The sequence below is a fragment of the Jiangella asiatica genome (assembly GCF_004349065.1).
Classification (GTDB): domain Bacteria; phylum Actinomycetota; class Actinomycetes; order Jiangellales; family Jiangellaceae; genus Jiangella; species Jiangella asiatica.
Genome location: NZ_SMKZ01000014.1, coordinates 121128 through 142271, shown reverse-complemented (window position 1 = coordinate 142271; position 21144 = coordinate 121128). Strand labels below are relative to the sequence as shown.

Below are 21144 nucleotides of genomic sequence, written 5' to 3'. Positions count from 1 at the left end.
GGCATACGAGGTGTCTTAGGGTCTCGTGGGCTCGGAGAGGTGTATAAGAGACAGCAGTGGCGGCTCCGGGGCCAGGGCACTGAGTGCGGTCATGCCAGCTCGAGGCGGATGGCGTCGTAGGCCGTCGACGTGCCGACCTCGGGCGGCGTGCCTTCGTTGAGCCGCAGGACGATCTCGTTGCCCGAGGGCCGGAGCAGGCCGGCGTCGAAGGTGAACTCGCGGCGGAAGGTCCGCCCGCCGCAGCCGCTGCGGTAGGTGGCGCCGCGGGTGTCGTCGGGCTGGAACGTCCACACGAGCGGCTCCCCGTTCACCCGGATCGTCAGGTTGTTCGGGTACGGCGGGATGTCGCGGGCGGTGTCCATCGACCACGCGGCCAGCGCAACGGTCAGGGTGGCCACCGCGCCCACCCGCGGCGCCTCGTCCAGGTCGAACAGGATGCGCCAGGGCTCCTGCTCGACGCCGTCGACGGACTGGAACTGTATGTAGTTCCAGTCGTCCGCGGTGCTCTGGCCGACGGTGTAGACGACACCGTCCGGGAAGTCCTCGGGGAAGAACCGCGACGTGCCCCACTGCCGGAACTCCTCGCCTCGCCGGAACTCCACCGAGGTCCGGTTGGGCGTGCCGATCTGGAACACCGTCTGGCCGTTGGCACGCGGCGTCCAGTCCAGCTGGCCGAGCTCGAGCCGCCGGCCGGCGGTCACCTCGACGTCGTCCTGGACGTACTCGCCCCACAGCCCGGACTTGTACACCGTCAGGCGGTAGGTGCCGGGCCGGACGTCGTCGATCGAGAAGTGCCCGCCGGGGTCGAGGTCGGCCCAGTAGTTGTAGCCGCTGGCGCTGTCCTGAAAGTCCACTCCGTTGTCGGAGAGGACGGCGACGGCTCCATGCATGGTCCGCTCGCCGGGGACGCGCACGATGCCGCCGACGGTGGCCCGCTCCGACCACGGCGTCCAACCGGGCAGGGCCACCCGGTCGTAGAACTCGGCGTGCACGTCGGGGTGGGCGTAGCGCATCGCCGCCGCGCGGGCCTTGGCCGGGTTGTCGCCCTCGCTGAAGTACACGAAGTACGGGCCGTACGTCTTCTCCCAGGTCTCGCCGGCGGCGACGACCACCGGGGGTGAGCCGTAGTGCGTGGCGTGCGGCTCGACCAGGAGCACCGGCCGGCTGGTGGTCTGGTGCAACAGGAGGTCCTGGCGGACCGGGCCCCCACTGAACGCCTCGAGGTTCGGAGTGACCGCCCAGATGCCGTGCGTCGCGCCGTAGAAGCCGTGGACCACGTGGTCCTTCATGTACGTGGCCCAGTCGTACTTGGTGTAGTACCGCCGGGCGTAGGCGCTGCCGACACCCTCCAGGTCGTGGGTGGCGTCCATGACGACGGGTGCCGCGGTCAGCTCCGCCGGGGTGGGCTGGCGGGCCGCGTCGGCACGCCAGGCGTCACCGATCGGGTCGTCTTCGACGGACACGTGCGTGAACAGCTCCGGGTCGAGGTAGAAGACGTAGCGGTGCTGCGCGGAACGGAACCCGTGCAGCTCCGGCGGGTGCTGGAAGACGGTCGCCAAGTGGATGCCGGGCTCGCCGGCCCGGATGATGTGGTGCCGCTCCAGCCAGAACGGCCCACCGTCGGTCGGGCTGTAGCGGAAGACGATGTCGGCGAAGTCGTCGCCGCGGCGGACTTCGAAGCTGTTCTGCTGCGGCGGCAGCGGCAGCGGGTCTCCCTCGCGGGAGTTGTTCATGTCGAAGTTGCCCCGGCCGCCGTTCAGCAGGTCGCGCCCGTTGAAGAACAGGCCGACCAGGCGGCTGGCCCGGACCTTGCTGACCGTGATCTGGACCGGCCCGTTGTCGACCCTGATCTCGGTGTCGGTCTCTTCGACGACGAGCTGGTCGCCGTCGGCCGTCGGGGCGACGGTGGTGCTACCGGCCGTGGTGGCGTCCGTGGTGCCCGACGGCGCGGCGGACGCCGTCGTCGCAACCAGCCCGCCGACGGACGCCGTGGCGCCGACCGCGGCACCCGCAGCACCGGCCCGGAGGAATCCTCGTCGATCCAACACTGCCCTCATGCCTCCTCGCATCGACGGACATAGATCGTTTCAATGGGCTTCGAACGTATCGGTAACCGCTTTCCGAAGTCAATGAGCCATCCGACCTTTCTGGGATCGTGGTAGCGAAGGTAGCTATGGCGGCGCCTCGGCCGGTATGGGCTGCCGAGCGGCGACGATGTCGCTCGGCAGCGGCGACCCGCACAGCGGCGCGCGGGCTCGGAGACCGGTTGCGTCGGTGTCGTTCTGGCGCTGACTAGGGGAACTCATCGGATGTCTTGCCCGGCCACACCATCATCAGGACTTCTGGTGCTCTACCAGGAAGGTAAGCGTGGTGAAGCACCAGGAGTCCTCGTGATGTGCCGGATCGTTGGGACGCCGGCGGTCACGACCACGCCGCGGCCGGACCGGTGCTGCCGCGGACCACGAGCCGCGGCCGGAACCGGGCGTCCGGCTCCGGCTGCTGGCCGTTGAGCAGTGCCCACAGCCGGTGCCACGCCCGCTCGCCGATCTCGCTGGGTGGCACGGAGGCCGTGGTCAGCGGCGGGGTGGTGTACCGCGCGAACGGGATGTCGTCGAAGCCGGCGACGGAGATCTGCTGCGGCACCGAGACGCCGAGCTCGTGGAGTCCGGACAGGGCGCCGAACGCGACGAGGTCGTTGTACGCGATGACCGCGGTGCACACGTCGTCGATGAGCCGGCCGGCGACGGCGTGCCCGTCGCTGAAGGTGGCGCCGCACTCGTGCTCGACCAGGTCGAGCCGGCCGGCGGCGGCGAAGCCGCGCAGCGTGCTCAGGCGCAGCTGGTTGGACGAGCTGGTCGGCGGGCCGGCGAGGTAGGCGACCTTGCGGTGGCCCAGGCCGATGAGGTGCGACACGAGGTCGCGGATGCCCGCGGCGTAGTCGACGTTGACCGACGGCACCGACAGGTCCGGCGCCTCCCGGTTGACCAGGACGAACGGCGCGAGCTGCGGCGCCAGCGCGGCCAGCTCGGAGTCGGGCATGCGCGGCGCGCACAGCACCAGGCCGTCGCACCGGCGCCGCGCCTCGACCGCGATCAGGCGCTCCTCGGCGACGTTCTCCTCCGAGTCCGCGACCAGCAGCCGGTGGCCCTGGGTGGCGGCGGCGTGGCTGAGGCTGCGCAGCACGTCCTGGAACATCGGGTTGGCGAGGTCGGGCACCACCAGCGCGATGGTGGACGTGCGTCCGACCGCGAGGCTGCGTGCCAGCACGCTGGGCTGGTAGTTGAGCGTGGCGGCCGCCGCCCGGACCCGCTCCGCGAGGTGGGGTGCCACAGTCGAGCTGCCGTTCATCACCCGCGACACGGTGGCGCGGGACACGCCGGCCAGCTCGGCGACCCGGCTGATGGTGGCCGGCCGGGTGTCGTCGTCGGTCTCCGCCGTCATGTTCCCCTCCCCGGCGTGGCCGTCGACCCGCGCGAGGCAATGATCGTAGCGCTCATGCCGCCGCCGCCCGGGTCCATGGCAGATCCAGGTCGTCGAACGTCCGCAGCGTGGCGGCGACCTCGTCGACGGCGTCGTCGATGCCGTCGACCACCAGGCGCCGCTCGGGCCCTTCGCCGTCGGCCACGACGTGCGCCGCGGCGATTCGTGTCGGTGCCGGTGCGGTCCGCACCGCCTCGAGCACCTCGGTGAACGCGCCGGACCGCTCCAGCGGCGAGACCAGTCCCACCGTCGGGTCCCGCCGGTGCAAGACCAGGTTGGCCAGCAGGTCGGTGAACGGGAACGTCCGTGTCTCGGTGTCGCCGCCCGGGCCGGTGACGTCCACCTGGCCGGTCTTGTACCAGAGAACGGCGCGGCCGTGGCTGCCCTGGACGACGACGTAGGGCTCGCGACTGGCGCGCGCGCACAGCGTCAGGGCCGCGACGACGATGCCGCCGCGGCCGGTGGTGACCCGCACGCACGAGGTGTCGTCGGCCTCGATGTCGTTGGCGCGGTAGAGCTGGGCCTCGACGGAGGCCAGCTCGCCGCGCCGGTCGCTGCCCTCGATGCGCAGCGCGGTGGCCACGGCGTGCGCCAGCGGATTCGTGACGACGCCGTCGACGACGGGGTGCCCGTCCAGCTCGCGCCGGCCGGCCCAGCCGGAGCGCTCCCAATACCCCCGGGTGCGGACCCAGGTGCCGGCGGCAGCCACCCCGCGCACGGTGCCGATGACGCCGTCGGCGGCGACCCGCCGGACGTACTCGACGGCCTCGGTGCCGAAGCTTTGGAAGCCCACCTGGCAGCGGCGGCCGAGCCGGGCGGTGAGCTCGGCCAGCGCGTCGAAGTCGGCCAGCGTGGGGGTGGGCGGCTTCTCGAGCATGACGTCGGCGCCGGCGTGCAGTGCGGTCTCGGCCAGCTCGACGTGCCAGTGGATGGGCGCCGCCACGATGACGATATCCGCGCCGACCCGGTCCAGCACGTCCGGCAGCCCTGGAGTCCACGGGACGCCGGGCGGCAGGTGCTGGAGGTCCGGCTCCGGCGGCCGCGGGTCGGCCACCCCGACCAGGCGCGCCACGCCGGCGTCGGCCAGGCCGGCCAGCCGGCGCAGGTACGTGGCACCGTAGCCGTAGGCTCCGGCGAGGACCACTCGCGCCGGCGCGGAACGCTCGGGCATTGAACCTCCCACCCTGGTGAGTAACCGGTATCTCAGCGTACCCTATCGCCGCTACCTGCACTTCTACCGGTCATTCCGGTGAACTCTTGCCCAGGTTTGACACTCGCCCGTACGATTGCTAGAAATCGGTATCTCGACGGACAGCGCTTTCCCCTTGCTTCCCCTGGCACTGTCCTCGTCGACGACAGACCGCGAGGAGGTCACCGATGACCACCGTCCCGACGTCCCTGTGCGACCGGGCCGCCGACCGCTGCCGATCCATCGGCGCGGTCCCATGAGCGACGTCCAGCAGCGGATTCGGCCGCCCAGCGGCCCGCCACCATCCTCCGCGGCCGCGGACAAGCCGCGCCGACGGGGCCGCAGTCCGCTGGCCAAGCGCGAGGGCCGGGTGGCATACCTGTTCTTGGCGCCCTGGTTCATCGGCATGGTGGTCATCACCATCGGGCCGATCCTGGCTTCGCTGTACCTGTCGTTCACCGAGTACAGCCTGCTCCAGCCGCCGGAGTGGCTGGGCCTGGAGAACTACCGGCGCATGCTCGACGACGAGCGGCTGCACACGGCGCTGCGGGTCACGTTCACGTACGTGTTCGTGTCGGTGCCGATGCAGCTGGCGTTGGCCCTGGCGCTGGCGTTCTTCCTCGACCGCGGCGTGCGCGGCCTGGCGATCTACCGGTCCATCTACTACCTGCCGTCGCTGCTGGGCGGCAGCGTCGCCATCGCGATCCTGTGGCGACAGATCTTCGGCACCGAGGGCCTGATCAACCAGTTGCTCGGCGCGGTGGGCATCGAGGGCGAGGGCTGGGTGTCGCACCCGGACCACGCGCTCTCCACGCTGATCGTGCTGAACGTCTGGACGTTCGGCGCACCCATGGTGATCTTCCTGGCCGGGCTGCGGCAGATCCCGACCATGTACTACGAGGCGGCCGAGGTGGACGGGGCCGGCGGGTTCACCAAGTTCTGGCGCATCACGATCCCGCTGCTCACGCCGATCATCTTCTTCAACCTCGTGCTGCAGATCATCGGCTCGTTCCAGACGTTCACGCAGGCGTTCATCGTCAGCGGCGGCACCGGCGGTCCGGCCGACTCGACGCTCTTCTACACGCTCTACACCTACCAGCGCGGCTTCGGCTCGTTCGAGATGGGTTACGCCTCGGCGCTGGCCTGGGTGCTGCTGGTCATCATCGCGATCTTCACAGCGGTGAACTTCCTGGCGGCGAAGCGGTGGGTGCACTATGGCGACTGACCTGGGTCCGAGCATCGGCGGCGCCGGCATCGACGGCGGGAGCGACGACGCGCTGCGCCGGCGCCGCCGCGACAGCCGGAAGCGGCGGCTGCTCAAGCACGTGGCGCTGATCGTCTTCGGCTTCGCGATGCTCTATCCGCTGCTGTGGATGGTGTCGAGCTCGTTCAAGCCGTCCGACGTGATCTTCCGCGACCCGTCGCTGATCCCGAGCGAGTTCGACTTCAGCAACTACACCGAGGGCTGGACGGCACTGGCGCGCCCGTTCCACCACTACCTGATCAACTCCGCGATCATCGTGGGCTTCTCGGTGGTGGGCAACCTGCTCAGCTGCGCCATGGCGGCCTATGCCTTCGCCCGCCTGCAGTTCCGGGGCCGGCGGCTGTTCTTCGCCGCGATGCTCGGCACGATCATGCTGCCGATCCACGTGGTCATCGTGCCGCAGTACATCCTGTTCTCGGAGCTGGACTGGATCAACACGTACTACCCACTGATCGTCCCGAAGTTCCTCGCCACCGACGCGTTCTTCATCTTCCTCATGGTGCAGTTCATCCGCGGGCTGCCCCGTGAGCTGGACGACGCGGCACGCATCGACGGTTGCGGCCACCTGCGCATCTTCTGGCGGATCATCATGCCGCTGTGCCTGCCAGCACTGGCGACGACGGCCATCTTCACCTTCATCTCCGTGTGGAACGACTTCTACAGCCAGCTGATCTTCGTCACCGACCCCGACCTCTACACGGTGCCGGTGGCACTGCGCACCTTCGTCGACTCGCAGGGAGAGTCAGCCTGGGGCCCGCTGTTCGCCATGTCCCTCGTGGCGCTCGGCCCGATCTTCGGGTTCTTCCTGGCAGGTCAGCGCTACCTCATGCGCGGCATCGCCACCACCGGCATCAAGTGACCGAAAGGACTCCCATGCGAACCCTCCGTGCCCTAGCCGTGTCCCTCCCGGCCGCCGCGCTTGTGCTCACCGCCTGTGGCGGTGACGACACCGCCGGCGGCGGCGACGGCGACGTCGTCGAGCTGCGTTACGCCTTCTGGGGTAGTGACGATCGGGCGCAGATGACCCAGGACATGATCGACAAGTTCGAGGCGGAGAACCCCGACATCCGCGTCGAGATCGACTACGCGGACTTCGGCGCCTACTTCGACAAGCTCGCCACCAGCGTGGCTGCGAACGACGCGCCGGACATCATGACCATGGGCGGGGCCTACCACAGCGAGTACGCCGGACGCGGCGCGCTGCTCGACCTCGGCGAGGTCGACGACATGATCCGCACCGACAAGATCTCCGACGACATCCTCGCCCACGGCACCATCGACGACTCGCTCTATGCCATCCCGACCGGCGTCAACGGCTACGCGATGGTCGCCAACCCGGCCGTGTTCGCCCAGGCGGGCCTTGAGCTGCCGGACGACACCACCTGGACGTGGGACGACTTCGCCGACCTGTGCACCCAGATCGGCACCGCGCTCGGCGACGACGGCTACGGGTCGCAGGACCTCACCAACCACAACACCCTGTCGCTGTGGGCACGCCAGAACGGCGAGTCGCTCTACAACGAGGACGGCGAGCTCGGCATCTCCGCGGAGTCGCTGACGCAGTGGTGGGAGTTCGCACTGGAGCTGCGCGACTCCGGCTGCACACCGCCGGCGACGCTGACCGAGGAGCTGGCCAGCCAGAGCGCCCCGGAGCAGACCCTGATCGGCACCAACAGCGGCGGCATGTCGCTGGTCTGGTCCAACGTCCTCGAAGCGCTCAGCACCGCGTCGGGCGAGGAGCTCGAGCTGCTGATCCCGCCGGGCCTCGGCGGCGGCGAGCCCGGCTCGTGGCTCGGGCCGTCGATGTACTACACGATCTCCGCGCGCACCGAGCACCCGGAGGAGGCGGCCCGGCTCGTCGACTTCATGCTCAACGAGCCGGCCGCGGCGGAGTCGTTCCTCACCGACCGCGGCCTGCCGGTCAACACCGACGTCCGCGACGCGATCATGGACGACCTGACGCCGGTGCAGCAGGCCGAGGCCGAGTACCTGAACCGGCTGCAGGAGGTCGTCGGCGAGCCGGTGGCTCCCGCCCCGGTGGGCTCGACCGAGACCGCGGACATCGTGACCCGGCTCAACAGCGAGATCCTCTTCGACCGCACGACACCGCAGGACGCCGCCGACCAGTTCATCACCGAGGTCGGGGCGGCTCTGCAGCAATGAGCATCGACCGACGCGCCCTGGTGTCCCGGCACTCCGTCGAGGTGACGGAGATCGACGGTCGGTCGCCGCTGTCGGTCGGCAACGGCGAGCTGTGCTTCACCGTCGACGTCACCGGGTTGCAGACCTTCCCGGACCGGTACCCGGTGGGCTCGCGTGACGGCTCGCCGGACGGGACGCTGCTGGGCACCCAGGCGCAGTGGGGGTGGCACTCGGTGCCCGCCGGCGACGACGGCGCCGGCTTCCGGCTCGAGGACGTGCTGATCACCTACGACACCCCACGTGGCCCGGTGCCGTACGCGGACATGACCGGCAGCATCGGGGCTGGCGGCGACCGCACCGACTCGCCGGCCGAGCTGTGGCTGCGGTCCAACCCGCACCGCCTCGACCTGGGCCGCATCGGGCTGGAGCTGCTCGACGACGACGGGCGGCCGCACCCCGTCGGTCCCGGCGACCTCGGCGGCGTCCGGCAGGTGCTCGACCTCTGGCACGGGGTCGTCGACAGCGAGTACACCCTGCGCGGTGACACCGTCCGGGTCCGGACGGTGTGCCACCCGAACGCCGACGTCGTCGCGGTCCGGATCGTGTCCGACGCGGTCCGGGCCGGGCGGCTCGCCGTGCGCATGGCGTTCCCGTACGGCTCCGAGCGGTGGCACGACGCCGCCGACTGGACACGTCCGGACGCGCACCGCACCACGCTCAGGCCGGTCGACGGCGGCTGGCTCATCGACCGGGAGCTCGACGCCTCCAGGTACACCGTCGCTGTCGGGGTCGCCGCGGGGCTCGAGGTGACGCAGGTCGGCGAGCACCGGCTGCGGGCCACCGGCGACACCGCGACGCTGGACCTGGTGGTGGGCTTCGCGCCGTCGGGCGCGGTGGGTGAGCTGACCCCGTCGCCGGCCTTCGACGACGTGCTGGCCGCGGCGGCGGCGCACTGGCCGGACTTCTGGTCCGGCGGCGGCGCGGTGCACCTTGCCGGCAGCACCGACGAACGGGCCGCCGAGCTCGAGCGGCGCACCGTCCTGTCCCAGTACCTGACCGCGGTGAACTGCGCCGGGTCGATGCCGCCGCAGGAGACGGGGCTCGTCTGCAACTCCTGGCGCGGCCGGTTCCACCTGGAAATGCACTGGTGGCACGCGGCTCATTTCGCCCTCTGGGGCCGTCCGGAGCTGCTGGCCCGTGGCCTGCGGTGGTACCAGTCGGCCCTGGAAGCCGCCCGGGCGACGGCGAAGCTGCAGGGCTACGCGGGCGCGCGCTGGCCCAAGCAGGTCGGCCCGGACGGCCGGGAGAGTCCCAGCCCGATCGGCGCGTTCCTGATCTGGCAGCAGCCGCACCCGATCCACCTGGCCGAGCTGCTGTACCGCGCCGCGCCCGGTCCGGACGTGGTCGAGGAGTTCGCCGGCATCGTCTTCGAGACCGCCGAGTTCATGGCCGACTTCCCGGTGCCGACGGCGAACGGGTTCCAGCTCGGCCCGCCGGTGATCCCCGCCCAGGAGTCGTACGGGTCCATCCGGGCCCGTGCCACCAACCCCACCTTCGAGCTGGCGTACTGGTACTGGGCGCTGGAGACCGCACAGCTGTGGCGGGAGCGGGCCGGCCTCGCCCGCCACGAGCGCTGGAGCACGGTGGCCGCCGGACTGGCGCGCCCGCACGTGCGCGACGGCGTGTACACGGCGATCGACGTCGAGCCGTACACCATCCGCACCGACCATCCGTCCATGCTGTGCGGGCTGGGCTTCCTGCCCGAGACACCAGTGATCGATCCGCGGATCATGCGCGCGACCCTGCACGACGTGCTCGCGGACTGGAACTGGCAGAGCACGTGGGGCTGGGACTACCCGGTCATCGCGATGACCGCTGCTCGGCTCGGCGAGCCCGACTTGGCCGTGGCGGCGCTCGCCAGGCCGGCGGAGAAGAACGTGTTCCTCCCGAACGGGCACAACCGGCAGACCCCGTCGCTGCCGCTGTACCTGCCGGGCAACGGGGGACTGCTGGCGGCCGTCGCGCTGATGGCCGCCGGCTGGGACGGCGCACCCACCGGGGCGGCGCCGGGATTTCCGGACGACGGGCGGTGGACGGTCGAGGCGGAAGGACTCGTCCCCGCTCCCTGAACTGAGCCAACCGAGAGACCAGACCCCGAAGGAGCGGTGTGGACATGAGTGGCGGACACAGGAAGGCGTGGCTGTCGATGACCGGCGTCCTCGCGATGGCGCTGCTGGCCAGCGCCTGCGGCGGCGACGACGGTGGGGATGACGGCGACGGCGCGGCGGCCGGCTCGGAGGAGCAGATCCAGCTGCGCTTCTCCTGGTGGGGCAGCGACGAGCGGCGGGAACTGACCGAGGCGGCGATCGCCGCGTTCGAAGAGCAGCACCCCGAGATCGACGTGCAGGGCGAGTACATCGAGTGGAGCGGCTACTGGGACCGGCTGGCCACCCAGGTCGCGGCCGGCGACGCCCCGGACGTCATCACCCAGGAGGAGCGCTTCCTGCGCGAGTACGCCAGCCGCGGCGCCCTGCTGGACCTGTCCGAGCACGAGGACGTCATCGACCTGTCGCAGCTCGATCCGCTGGTGACCAGCAGCGGCGAGGTCGACGGCGGCCTGTACGGCATCCCGACCGGCGTCAACGCCTACGTGGTGTACGCCAACCCCGCGCTCTTCGCCCAGGCAGGCGTGGAGCTGCCCGACGACACCACCTGGACGTGGGACGACTACATCCGCATCGCCGGCGAGATCACCGCGGCGACCGGCGGCGAGGTGTTCGGCACCATGGACTACGGCGGCAACGAGGCCGGCTTCAAGATCTTGGCCCGGCAGAACGACCAGGAGCTCTACGACGCCGACGGTGAGCTCGCGTTCGACGCCGAGACGCTCGCGCAGTGGTGGGATTACTCCCTGCGGCTGCGCGACAGCGGCGGCGCGCCGCAGGCGACGCTCTCGGCGGAGCAGCAGGACACCGGCTCGCCCGAGCAGACGCTGCTGGGCACCAACCGGGCGGCCATGGCGTGGTACTGGAGCAACACCCTGGCAGCACTGTCGTCGGCGTCGGGCAACGAGCTGATGCTGTTGCGTCCGCCCGGTGAGCACGAGGGCGACCGGACCGGCAACTACTACAAGCCCGCGATGCACTACTCGGTCTCCGCGGACACCGAGCACCCCGAGGAGGCCGCGATGCTGGTCGACTTCCTGCTCAACGATCCCGCGGCGGTCGACGCCATTCGCTCCGACCGCGGCTTGCCGGCCAACCTCGAGCAGCGGGAGCGGATCCTCGGTGACCTCGACGAGCACCAGGTCGCCGAGGCCGAGTACCTGGCCGAGATCCAGGAGGACATCGAGGACTCCCCGCCCGCGCCGCCGGTCGGCGCCGGCCAGGTGGTCGACATCATCAAGCGGCTCAACGTCGAGGTGCTCTTCGACCGGCTCACCCCCGACGAGGCGGCCGAGCATTTCATCAGCGAAGTCGAGGCGGCCACCGGCTAGGGGATGCCCTCCTCGTCCGTGCCCCGACCGCAGATGGAGCACTGGGTCCAGGCCGACCGCGAGGTCCACGACGGCGGTGAGCCCCACAAGGTAAGGAGACCAGTGAACGCAACGATCCCCGGCAGCGGCCCGCGGCGCTACGCCGTCGTCGGCACCGGAAGCAGGGCGCAGATGTACGTCGACGCCCTGCTCACCACCCATGCCGACGCCGGAACGCCGGTCGCCTGGTGCGACGTCAACGGGGTCCGGATGTCCTACTACGACTCCCTGGTCCGGGCCGCGCGCGGCGACGACGAGCCGCTGCCGCGGCGCTACGGCCCGGACGACTTCGACACCCTGCTGGCAGAGGTGAAGCCCGACGGCGTCATCGTCACCTCGCCGGACTGGACGCACCACCGCTACGTGGTGGCGGCGCTGGAGCGCGGCTGCGACGTCGTCGTGGAGAAGCCGCTGACCACCAGCGTCGAAAAGGCCAGGAGCATCGCGGCCGCGGCGGCGGAGTCGTCGGCCGGGCTGGTGATGACGTTCAACTACCGCTACTCACCGCGCAACTCGACGGTGAAGCAGCTGATCCTCGACGGCGCCATCGGCGAGGTCACGTCCGTGCATTTCGAGTGGGTGCTCGACACCTCGCACGGCGCGGACTACTTCCGCCGGTGGCACCGCGAGAAGGAGCTGTCCGGCGGGCTGCTGGTGCACAAGGCAACCCACCACTTCGACCTGGTCAACTGGTGGCTCGACGACGTGCCGGCGACGGTGTTCGCGCTGGGCGGGCTGCGGTTCTACGGCGCCGAGAACGCCAAGGCCCGCGGCCTCGGTCCCCGACCGGTGCGCAGCCGCGACGACTCCGACCGCGCGGCCGACCCGTTCGCGCTGGACCTGGCCGCCGACGAGAAGCTGCGGCAGCTGTACCTGGAAGCCGAGGGCGACGACGGCTATGTCCGCGACCAGGACGTGTTCGGCGAGGGCATCACCATCGAGGACAACCTGAACGTCCTGGTCGGCTACGAACGCGGCGCCGCCCTGAGCTACACGCTCAACGCGCACTCGCCGTGGGAGGGCTACCGGGTCGCCTTCAACGGGACCGCCGGACGCGTCGAGATCGAGGTGGTCGAGTCGGCGCACAAGGCACCCGCCGCGCGCGACGACGCCGACCGGGTCCGGCGCAAGGGCACCCGGATCGTGCTGCAACGGCACTGGGAGCCTGCCGTCGAGGTACCGGTGGCGGACAGCCGGCACGGCGCCCACGGACCTCATGGGCATGGTGGGGGTGACGGTCTGCTGTTGGACGACGTGTTCCGCGGCCCCGGCGACGACCCCCTCGGCCGGCCCGCGAGCACCGTCGACGGCTTCCGCAGCATCGCGGTCGGTTTGGCCGGCAACGAGTCCCTCGCCACCGGGCAGCCGGTGCGGGTGGCAAGCCTCGGCCTGCCCCTGCGCGCTGACGACCTGCGGCCACGAACCGAGCGCCGGCCGTGAGGGTCCTGGTGACGGGTGGTTCTGGCCGCCTGGGCGAGAGCGTCGTCGACGGACTGCTGCAGGCCGGGCACGACGTCGTCAGCGTCGACCTGCGCGAGCCGCGCCAGCACCGCGACACCTGGTTCCCCGCCGACCTCACCGTCGTCGACGAGGCGAGCTGGGCGCTGGCCCGGGTGCGTCCGGAGGCGGTGGTCCACCTGGCCGCCATCGCGGTGCCGTTCAGCCGGCCGGAGCGGGAGATCCTGCGCACCAACACGGCGCTGGCGTACAACGTGTGCCGGTCCGCGCTGGATGCCGGCGCGAACACCGTCGTCGTCGCCAGCAGCCCGACGGTGGTCGGCTACGGCGCACCGACCGGCTGGACCCCCGCCTACCTGCCGATCGACGAGACCCACCCGGTCCGGCCGTGGAACGCCTACGCGCTGTCGAAGCTGATGGCCGAACAGGTGATGCGGATGTTCACCGCCCAGGCTGGTGACCGCCTGCGGCTGAGCGCCATCCGGCCCTGCTACGTCATCGCCGAGGACGAGTGGGCCGGCGCGCCGACGCAGCAGGGGCACACCGTCCGGGAGCGGCTGGACGACCCCGCGCTGGCCGCGGGGTCGCTGTTCAACTACGTCGACGCGCGCGACGCCGCGGACTTCGTGGGCGCACTGCTGCGGCGGGCCCACGACATCCCCAACGGCGAGACGTTCTTCGTCGGCGCCGGGGACGCGCTGGCCCGCGAGCCGTTGGCGGACCTGCTGCCGCGGTTCCATTCCGGTACGGCGGGCTTCGCCGACGGGCTGCCCGGCACCGCTGCGGCGTTCAGCAACGCCCACGCCGAACGGCTGCTGGGCTGGAAACCGGAACGAAGCTGGCGGACGGAGCTGCGATGACGTTGGCGGAATCTGGACAGGGACCCGCGACGAGGCTGGCCGGCGACGTCGCCGCCGGCGAGGTCCGGGCCGAGCGTGAGGGAATGACGGTGAACGGTGTTCTCTTCTTCCCCGTGACGCCGTTCGACGGGTCCGGCGCGGTCGACGCGGACCGGCTCGCCGAGCACGTGAAGGCGGGGCTCTCGCACGGCCCGGGCGGCGTGTTCGCCGCGTGCGGGACCGGCGAGTTCCACGCGCTGGACATCGACGAGTACACCACCGTCGTGTCGACGGCGGTCGGCGCCGTCGGCGGTGCCGTGCCGGTGTTCGGCGGGGCCGGGGGCGCGCTGCCGCATGCGGTCGCATGTGCCCGGCGGGCCGCGGAGGCCGGCGCCGACGGGCTGCTGGTGCTGCCGCCGTACCTGGTCAACGGTCCTGCCGACGGGCTGGTCGCCTACGTCGAGGCGGTGGCGGCGGCGACGGACCTGCCGCTCGTGCTGTACCAGCGCGGCGGGGTGCGGTTCGCTCCGTCGACGGCGGTCCGGCTGGCCCGGCTGCCCTCCGTCGTCGGCTTCAAGGACGGGCTCGGCGACCTCGACCTCATGCAAAGGATCGTGCTCGCGGTCCGGGACGAGGTGGGCGAGGACTTCATGTTCTTCAACGGCATGCCGACCGCGGAGCAGACCCAGGCCGCTTACCGGGCGATCGGGGTGCCGCTGTACTCGTCCGCGGTGTTCTGCTTCGCGCCGCGGCTGTCGGTGGCGTTCAACCAGGCGATGTCGGCCGGCGACTCCGCCGCGTGCCGGGCGCTGCTGGCGGAGTTCTTCCGGCCGCTGGTGGAGTTGCGCGACCAGGTGCCCGGGTACGCCGTCTCGCTCGTCAAGGCCGGTGTGCGGCTGCGCGGGCTCGACGTCGGCGGGGTGCGCCCGCCGCTGGTGGACCCGTCGGCGGCGCATCTGGCGCGGTTGCGTGAACTGATCGAGGTCGCCGATGGGCTCGCCTGACGGCGCCGTCGTCACGAGCATGGAGACGCGGCTCCTGCGGGTGCCGCTGCGCCGTCCGTGGGGGCCGGACGTGCCGCGCGTGCACGTCATCGTCGTCGAGGTGACGACGTCGGACGGCGGGTTGGGCACCGGCTTCAGCTGGACGCCCACGATCGGCGCCCGTGCCGTTCAGGCCCTGCTCGACGACGAGTGCGCGGCGTTCGTCGTCGGCGGGCCGGCCGACCCCGCGGCGGTCTGGGACGGGCTGTGGCGGCACCTGCACGAGGCCGGCGGCGGCGGGATCACCACCATCGCGATGGCCGGCATCGACCTGGCGCTGTGGGACCTGCACGGCAAGCGCCTCGGGGCGAGCCTCGTCGACGTGCTGGGGCGGCGGCGCGACTTCGTCGAGGTCTACGGCAGCGGCGTCAACCTCCACTACTCCCTGGACGACCTCGTGGCTCAGGCGACCCGGTGGGTCGAGGCCGGGCACGGCGCGGTCAAGATGAAGGTCGGCAAGCCTGACCTCGACGAGGACATCGAGCGGGTCGCCGCCGTACGCGAGGTCATCGGCCCACGCCGCCGGCTCATGATCGACGCCAACCAGCGCTGGGACCTCCCCACCGCCCGCCGAGCCGTCGCGGCGCTGTCGCGGTTCGACCTGTACTGGGTCGAGGAGCCCCTGCTGGCCGACGCCACCTGGGCCTACGCCCAACTGCGCGCCGCCGTCGACGTCCCGATCGCGCTCGGCGAGAACGCGCACACCATCCACCGCTTCCGCGACCTCCTGGACGCCGGCGCCTGCGACGTCGTCCAACCCAACGTGGTGCGCGTCGGCGGCGTGACCCCGTTCCTGCGCATCGCCTCCCTGGCCCGCACATACGGGGTCAGCGTGGCGCCGCACCTGCTGCCCGACCTGTCCGGGCAACTGGCGCTGTGCCTGCCCGACGACACCCTCGTCGAGGACGTCGAGGACGCCTCCTTCCCCGCCCTGGGCTGCCTGGCGGCCCCGAGCCCCGTCGCGATGTCCGCAGGCCGGCTGACCGCCGACGCCGCCCACGTAGGCCTCGGCCTCACCTTCCGCCCCGCCACCGATTCGGAATGATCACGTTCAGCACGAAAACTCGTGTCCCACCGCGCTCGCAAGCCTCGTGATGCGCGGGTGATCCTCGTGATGACCGCGCCGAGTGGGCGCGACGGCTCCGTTGCGCCATAGAGAAGGTGTGTGGCGGGTAGCGGCGCTCTACTCGCTGGCGGGGGTGCCGGTCTGCGTCGGCTCGGCGCCGTCCGTGGGCTCGGCCTCGCCGGTCGCCTCGCTCGTCGGCTCCGTACCGTCTGTCGCGCCGGCGTCGCCGGTGGGCTCGTCGGTCGGGGTCGCGTCGTCGGTCGGGGTCTCCTCGCCGGTGGGACCGCTCTCCGAGAGGGCGTCGGCGTAGTCGTCCTCGGCTGGGACGACGATGGCCTGAACCGTCGTGCGCGGCGCGCTGCCGAACCGGAACTCCACGGTGACCGTGCGGCCGGGCTCGGCCTCGACGTCCTGGCCGTCGACGCGATCGCCGTCGGGTCCGACGACGGCGGTGCCACCGGCCGGGATCTCGAGGCCGGCGGACAACTCGGCCGGGACGTCGCCGATGAGGACCTCGGTCAGCTCGTCCGCCTCGTCGCCGCTGTTGGCGAACGTGGCGATCAGCGTGGCCCGGCCCTCGCCGTCGGACACCACCTGGACGTTGCGCAGTCCGATGTCGCCGGCGTTGGCGTTGACGCCATCGGTCGCCGTGTACCACCGCTGGGTCTGTTCCTGAATGCTGCATCCGGCCACGCCGCTCAGGGCCAGGACCGGGACAGCGGCCAGGGCCAGACGCCGCACACCAAGCTTCACCACGTGCTCCTCGTCGACGGTGGTATCTCGACAGACCAGCGACAAGGTTACCGACGCGTCCTCGCGGCCCATGCACCGGCAGGCCGTTCCCGACCTCGTCCGTGACCCGCCTCACCTGCCGCGACTTCAAGATCGGCACCCTTGGAAAAGGGCGAACCGGGCACTCCGAGTCGGCCGTTCCGCGCCCGTGACGACGGGCGCGAGCATGCCGAATGGCGTTTTGTCAACCCTCAGTGCTGGCGCTGACCAGCGCAAATGCTCGTCTGACTCGCCAGAACCGTGCTATCATCCATAGGGGAAAGGGGACAGGAACACATGACTTTCAAGGTCGGCGAGACGGTTGTCTACCCCCATCACGGGGCTGCGCTCATTGAAGCGATCGAGTCCCGTGTCATCAAAGGAGAGGAGCGCCAGTACCTCGTCCTGAAGGTCACCCAGGGTGATCTGACCGTTCGTGTTCCGGCGGACAACGTTGATCTTGTCGGTGTGCGTGACGTGGTCAACCAGGAGGGGCTGGATCGGGTCTTCGAGGTGCTGCGCATGCCGCACACCGAGGAGCCGACCAACTGGTCGCGCCGTTACAAGGCCAATCTGGAGAAGCTCGCCTCCGGCGATGTCATCAAGGTCGCCGAGGTCGTGCGCGACCTGTGGCGCCGCGAGCGCGACCGCGGCCTGTCCGCGGGTGAGAAGCGGATGCTCGCCAAGGCGCGCCAGGTGCTGGTCTCCGAGCTGGCGCTGGCGGAGAACACCAACGAGGACAAGGCCGAGACGCTGCTCGACGAGGTCCTCGCGGGCTGACGCACGCCGGTCGGGCACAATCGTGCCGTGACGGTTGCGTGCATCCTGGTTGCCGCCGGTCGTGGTGAGCGGCTGGGTGGTGACCGCCCGAAGGCGTTCGCCGAACTCGCCGGCCGCCCGCTGGTGGAGTACGCGCTGCGGGCACTGGCCCGCTCCCGAGCCCACGACGTCGTCGCCGTCGTGCCGGCCGGGCTCGAGAACGACCCAGCGCTCGACGGCGCCACGCGGGTGGTCGCCGGTGGCGCCACCCGGCAGGAGTCGGTGCTTCTGGGGCTTCGCGCGCTGCCCGGCTCGGTCGACGTGGTGCTGGTGCACGACGCGGCCCGGTGTCTCGCGCCGCCCGAGCTCTTCGACGCCGTCGTCGACGCCGTCGCCGCCCGACACGACGCCGTGGTGCCGGGCCTCGCCGTCGTCGACACCGTGAAACAGGTCGACGACGGCGGCCGCGTCATCGCCACCCCAGACCGCGAGGCACTGCGCGCCGTCCAGACTCCGCAGGGCTTCCGCCGCTCGGTGCTCGAGCGCGCCCATGCCGCGGCCGGCCCCGCGAGCGCCGGCTCCGCGGACCCCCCGGCCTCCGACGACGCCGGCTTGGTCGAGCGGCTCGGGCTGCCGGTGTACGTCGTGCCCGGGCATCCGGACGCCTTCAAGATCACGCAGCCGATGGACCTGCTGCTCGCCGAGGCTGTCCTGGCCGCCAAGGCCGCGCTGTGACGCCGCGCGTGGGCGTCGGCACCGACGTGCACCGGCTCGAGACCGGGCGGCCGTGCTGGATCGCCGGCCTGTACTGGCCCGACGAGCCGGCCGGCTGCGTGGGCCACTCCGACGGCGACGTCGCCGCACACGCCGTCTGTGACGCGCTGCTGTCGGCGGCCGGGCTCGGTGACCTCGGGGCCGTGTTCGGCACGGACCGGCCCGAGTGGTCCGGGGCGTCCGGGGTCGCGCTGCTGGCCGAGACAGCCCGGCTGGTTCGGGCGGCGTCGTTCGAGATCGGCAACGCGTCGGTTCAGGTCGTCGGGGTCCGACCGAAGATCGGCACCCGGCGGGCGGAGGCGCAGACGGCACTGTCGCAGGCCATCGGCGCGCCGGTCTCCGTCAGCGGCACCACCACCGACGGGCTCGGCCTCACCGGCCGGGGCGAGGGTCTGGCGGCTCTGGCGTCCGCGCTCGTGCTCCCAGCCGCCGGCTGACGCCGCCGGCACACATGCCGCTCACCTCCTGGTCCTGCAGCCGCAGCGCGATGGTGGGGAACACCAGCACCGACAGCACGCCGGCTCCGACCAGGGCGCTGGCCATGCCCGCCGTCAGAGCTCCCACGTCCTGCGCGATCTGGGTGATGACCACGCACCGGTGCCGCCATGATGGCGGTCCCCTCGGTGTCGGTCAGGTGGTGGCGGAATCCCTGCTGATGCTGGTCTCGTAGGTCGACCGGGCTTCGAGGATCTCGGGCACCTTCCGCTCGATCCAGCCGACGAGGCCGACGACGTGCCGGGTGACCTCCCTCCCGAGCTCGGTGAGGCGGTACGACACCTGGGGCGGCGTGGCCGGCGTGACCTCTCGATGGAGGAATCCGTCGGCCGCGAGCGTGCGCAGGGTCTGCGCGAGCATCTTCTGGCTGACTCCGCCGATGCGCCGGTGCAGCTCGCTGAAGCGCATGGGGCCCTCGGACAGCGCGGCCAGGACGAGCACCCCCCACCGGCTGGTCACGTGCTCCAGCACGCCGCGTGACGGGCAGTTGGTGTCGAATACGTCACTCTCGGGGACAGCCGGACGATCGCTGACCTGGATGCTCACGTCTGCCTCCGATGGTTACCTCAGGGTACGTACTTACCCGGAGTTAGCTTCCAGCTTAATTTCGGTTCCGTCAACAGTCACACCATCAAGGACGGGAACCACTGATGATCGTTGTCACCGGCGCCACCGGACGGTTCGGCTCCGTCGTCACAAACGACGTGCTCGGCCGGCGGCCCGCCGATGAGATAGCCGTCGTCGCCCGCGACCCCGCCAAGGCGGCAGCGCTCGCCGAGCGCGGTGTCGACGTCCGACCCGGCGACTACGATGACCCGGCCAGCCTCGAGAAGGCCTTCGCCGACGCGGACACGCTGCTGTTCGTGTCCGCCTCCGACACCACGCCTGGCGTGCGCCTGCGCCAGCACCGCGCCATCGTGGACGCCGCGGCCGCCACCGGAGTCGGTCATGTCGTGTACACCAGCGCGATCACGGCCGAGGACGGCCAGAGCTTCCTCGCCGACCACACCACCACCGAGCGAGCGATCCGCGACGCCGGGCTCACTCACACCTTCCTGCGCAACACCTTCTATACCGAGGAGCTGTTGGTGCCCGAGACGCTCGCGACCGCGGTGGACAGCGGTGAGCTGACGGCACCGGCCATCGGGCACCCGCTGGTCACCGCGACGATCGGAGACCTGGCACACGCAGCGGCCACCGTGCTGACCGGCAGCGGCCACGAGAACGCTGTCTACGAGCTGCGCGGACCGGGCTGGACGTACCCCGAGCTGGCCGACACGCTGTCCGCGGTGACTGGCCGGCCGGTGCGCCACCGCGAGATCGCCGACGAGGAGGCCGGGCCGATGGGGTTCATCCTGCCGCTGTTGCGCCACGATCAGTTCGGCACCGCGACTCCCGACCTGGAGCTGCTGCTCGGCCGTGCGACGACCACGCTGGAACAGGCGGTCCGGGCGACGCTCGATCGCCGGAAGCCCTGACCCACGGCGCGACGCGGCAGTGGTCGCCGCCGCCCCCTGGCGTTCTTCGAGCCCGGCGTCACCACGACGATCGAGCTCACTACTTGCGCAGTCGCAGGCCCTGCATGCCACCGTCGACGGCGAGGGAGGTGCCGGTGACCGACCCCGAGGCGGGTCCGGCGAGGTAGGCGATGGCGGCGGCTACGTCGTCCGGCGGTACCAGGCGGCCGGTGGGCTGGCGGGCCTCGAGTGCGGCACGTTCGGCGGCGGGGTCGGGCGCGGCGTCGAGCAGCCGTTGCACCCATGGGGTGTCGGCGGTTCCGGGGTTGACGCAATTGACGCGGATGCCTTCGGCGATGTGGTCGGCGGCCATGGCCTGGGTCAACGACAGCACGGCGCCCTTCGTGGCGCTGTAGAGGGCGCGGTTCGGCAGGCCGGCGGTCGCGGCGACGGAGCAGACGTTGACGATGGCGGCGTGTGACGACCGGCGCAGCCAGGGCAGTGCCGCGCGCGCCACCCGGACCATGCCGACGACGTTGACGTCGAAGACGCGGTGCCATTCGTCGTCGTCGTTGGCCTCGACGGTGCCCTGCGCGCCGATGCCGGCGTTGTTGACGACGACGTCCAGGCCGCCCAGGCGGTCCGCGGCCTGGTCGATCGCGGCGCGGACGGTGTCGTCGTCGGTGACGTCGCACTCCAGCGCCACCAGAGAGTCGGGGACGCCGTCGGTGGAGCGGTCGAGCACGGCGACCCCGGCGCCCGATCGGGCCAGCAGGGTCGCGGTGGCCAGGCCAATACCGGAGGCGCCTCCGGTGACCACCGCCGCCAGACCGTCGAAGTCACTCATGGTCCCCTCCGATTCTTGGGCTCGC

Annotated in this window: 19 protein-coding genes; 13 read left to right on the top strand and 6 right to left on the bottom strand. The window is 71.3% G+C overall.

Annotated features, from left to right (window positions below; translation table 11 throughout):
* Positions 1-89: 89 nt before the first annotated feature.
* The 3 genes from E1269_RS12200 to E1269_RS12190 all read right to left on the bottom strand — a co-directional run bounded on the left by E1269_RS12200 (position 90) and on the right by E1269_RS12190 (position 4651).
* On the bottom strand, positions 90-2057 hold the full coding sequence (locus tag E1269_RS12200) for a polysaccharide lyase family protein (protein WP_131894754.1): 1968 nt from the start codon (positions 2055-2057) through the stop codon (positions 90-92).
* Between the two features lie 364 nt (positions 2058-2421).
* A complete protein-coding gene (locus E1269_RS12195; RefSeq protein ID WP_131894753.1) occupies positions 2422-3441 on the bottom strand; it encodes a LacI family DNA-binding transcriptional regulator in 1020 nt (339 codons plus the stop codon).
* A gap of 52 nt (positions 3442-3493) precedes the next feature.
* A complete protein-coding gene (locus tag E1269_RS12190; protein WP_131894751.1) occupies positions 3494-4651 on the bottom strand; it encodes a Gfo/Idh/MocA family protein in 1158 nt (385 codons plus the stop codon).
* A gap of 274 nt (positions 4652-4925) precedes the next feature.
* Here E1269_RS12190 and E1269_RS12185 point away from each other — a divergent pair, with 274 nt between their 5' ends.
* The 9 genes from E1269_RS12185 to E1269_RS12145 all read left to right on the top strand — a co-directional run bounded on the left by E1269_RS12185 (position 4926) and on the right by E1269_RS12145 (position 15995).
* On the top strand, positions 4926-5894 hold the full coding sequence (locus E1269_RS12185) for a carbohydrate ABC transporter permease (protein WP_131894749.1): 969 nt from the start codon (positions 4926-4928) through the stop codon (positions 5892-5894).
* A 127-nt stretch (positions 5895-6021) separates the two neighbouring features.
* Complete coding sequence (locus E1269_RS12180; RefSeq protein WP_420810628.1) at positions 6022-6792, top strand: carbohydrate ABC transporter permease; 771 nt, start codon at positions 6022-6024, stop codon at positions 6790-6792.
* Between the two features lie 14 nt (positions 6793-6806).
* The gene (locus tag E1269_RS12175; RefSeq protein WP_131894745.1) at positions 6807-8096 is read left to right on the top strand and encodes an ABC transporter substrate-binding protein; all 1290 of its coding nucleotides are present in this window, start codon (positions 6807-6809) and stop codon (positions 8094-8096) included.
* Complete coding sequence (locus tag E1269_RS12170) at positions 8093-10204, top strand: hypothetical protein (RefSeq protein ID WP_131894743.1); 2112 nt, start codon at positions 8093-8095, stop codon at positions 10202-10204. The genes E1269_RS12175 and E1269_RS12170 overlap by 4 nt, the downstream gene beginning before the upstream one ends.
* Before the next feature lie 44 nt (positions 10205-10248).
* Positions 10249-11571, top strand: coding sequence for an ABC transporter substrate-binding protein (locus E1269_RS12165; protein WP_131894741.1), 1323 nt, complete (start codon positions 10249-10251; stop codon positions 11569-11571).
* Positions 11572-11673: 102 nt separating this feature from the next.
* Positions 11674-13050 carry a Gfo/Idh/MocA family protein gene (locus E1269_RS12160; protein WP_203433410.1) on the top strand — a complete coding sequence of 459 codons (1377 nt, stop codon included), beginning with the start codon at positions 11674-11676 and terminating at the stop codon, positions 13048-13050.
* On the top strand, positions 13047-13928 hold the full coding sequence (locus tag E1269_RS12155) for an NAD-dependent epimerase/dehydratase family protein (RefSeq protein ID WP_131894737.1): 882 nt from the start codon (positions 13047-13049) through the stop codon (positions 13926-13928). Before E1269_RS12160 ends, E1269_RS12155 begins: the two co-directional genes overlap by 4 nt.
* An 83-nt stretch (positions 13929-14011) precedes the next feature.
* Positions 14012-14911: a 5-dehydro-4-deoxyglucarate dehydratase gene (locus tag E1269_RS12150; RefSeq protein WP_131894794.1), complete on the top strand. Its 900-nt coding sequence runs from the start codon at positions 14012-14014 to the stop codon at positions 14909-14911.
* On the top strand, positions 14898-15995 hold the full coding sequence (locus E1269_RS12145; RefSeq protein WP_131894735.1) for a mandelate racemase/muconate lactonizing enzyme family protein: 1098 nt from the start codon (positions 14898-14900) through the stop codon (positions 15993-15995). Before E1269_RS12150 ends, E1269_RS12145 begins: the two co-directional genes overlap by 14 nt.
* Before the next feature lie 138 nt (positions 15996-16133).
* Here E1269_RS12145 and E1269_RS12140 read toward each other — a convergent pair whose 3' ends face one another.
* On the bottom strand, positions 16134-16769 hold the full coding sequence (locus tag E1269_RS12140) for a copper chaperone PCu(A)C (protein ID WP_131894733.1): 636 nt from the start codon (positions 16767-16769) through the stop codon (positions 16134-16136).
* Between the two features lie 315 nt (positions 16770-17084).
* Here E1269_RS12140 and E1269_RS12135 point away from each other — a divergent pair, with 315 nt between their 5' ends.
* Genes E1269_RS12135 through ispF form a run of 3 tightly spaced genes read left to right on the top strand, consistent with a single transcriptional unit; the run spans position 17085 to position 18757 of the window.
* Positions 17085-17567 carry a CarD family transcriptional regulator gene (locus tag E1269_RS12135; RefSeq protein WP_026877634.1) on the top strand — a complete coding sequence of 161 codons (483 nt, stop codon included), beginning with the start codon at positions 17085-17087 and terminating at the stop codon, positions 17565-17567.
* A gap of 27 nt (positions 17568-17594) precedes the next feature.
* The gene (gene ispD / locus E1269_RS12130; RefSeq protein WP_131894731.1) at positions 17595-18281 is read left to right on the top strand and encodes a 2-C-methyl-D-erythritol 4-phosphate cytidylyltransferase; all 687 of its coding nucleotides are present in this window, start codon (positions 17595-17597) and stop codon (positions 18279-18281) included.
* Positions 18278-18757 carry a 2-C-methyl-D-erythritol 2,4-cyclodiphosphate synthase gene (ispF, locus tag E1269_RS12125; protein WP_203433406.1) on the top strand — a complete coding sequence of 160 codons (480 nt, stop codon included), beginning with the start codon at positions 18278-18280 and terminating at the stop codon, positions 18755-18757. The genes ispD and ispF overlap by 4 nt, the downstream gene beginning before the upstream one ends.
* A gap of 193 nt (positions 18758-18950) precedes the next feature.
* On the opposite strand, the gene E1269_RS12115 is transcribed toward ispF, so the two are convergent.
* On the bottom strand, positions 18951-19355 hold the full coding sequence (locus tag E1269_RS12115) for a winged helix-turn-helix transcriptional regulator (protein ID WP_203433418.1): 405 nt from the start codon (positions 19353-19355) through the stop codon (positions 18951-18953).
* 110 nt (positions 19356-19465) lie between these two features.
* On the opposite strand from E1269_RS12115, the gene E1269_RS12110 reads away from it, so the two are divergent.
* On the top strand, positions 19466-20293 hold the full coding sequence (locus E1269_RS12110) for an NmrA family NAD(P)-binding protein (protein ID WP_131894725.1): 828 nt from the start codon (positions 19466-19468) through the stop codon (positions 20291-20293).
* A 79-nt stretch (positions 20294-20372) separates the two neighbouring features.
* Here E1269_RS12110 and E1269_RS12105 read toward each other — a convergent pair whose 3' ends face one another.
* Positions 20373-21119, bottom strand: coding sequence for an SDR family NAD(P)-dependent oxidoreductase (locus E1269_RS12105; protein ID WP_131894723.1), 747 nt, complete (start codon positions 21117-21119; stop codon positions 20373-20375).
* Between the last annotated feature and the right edge of the window lie 25 nt (positions 21120-21144).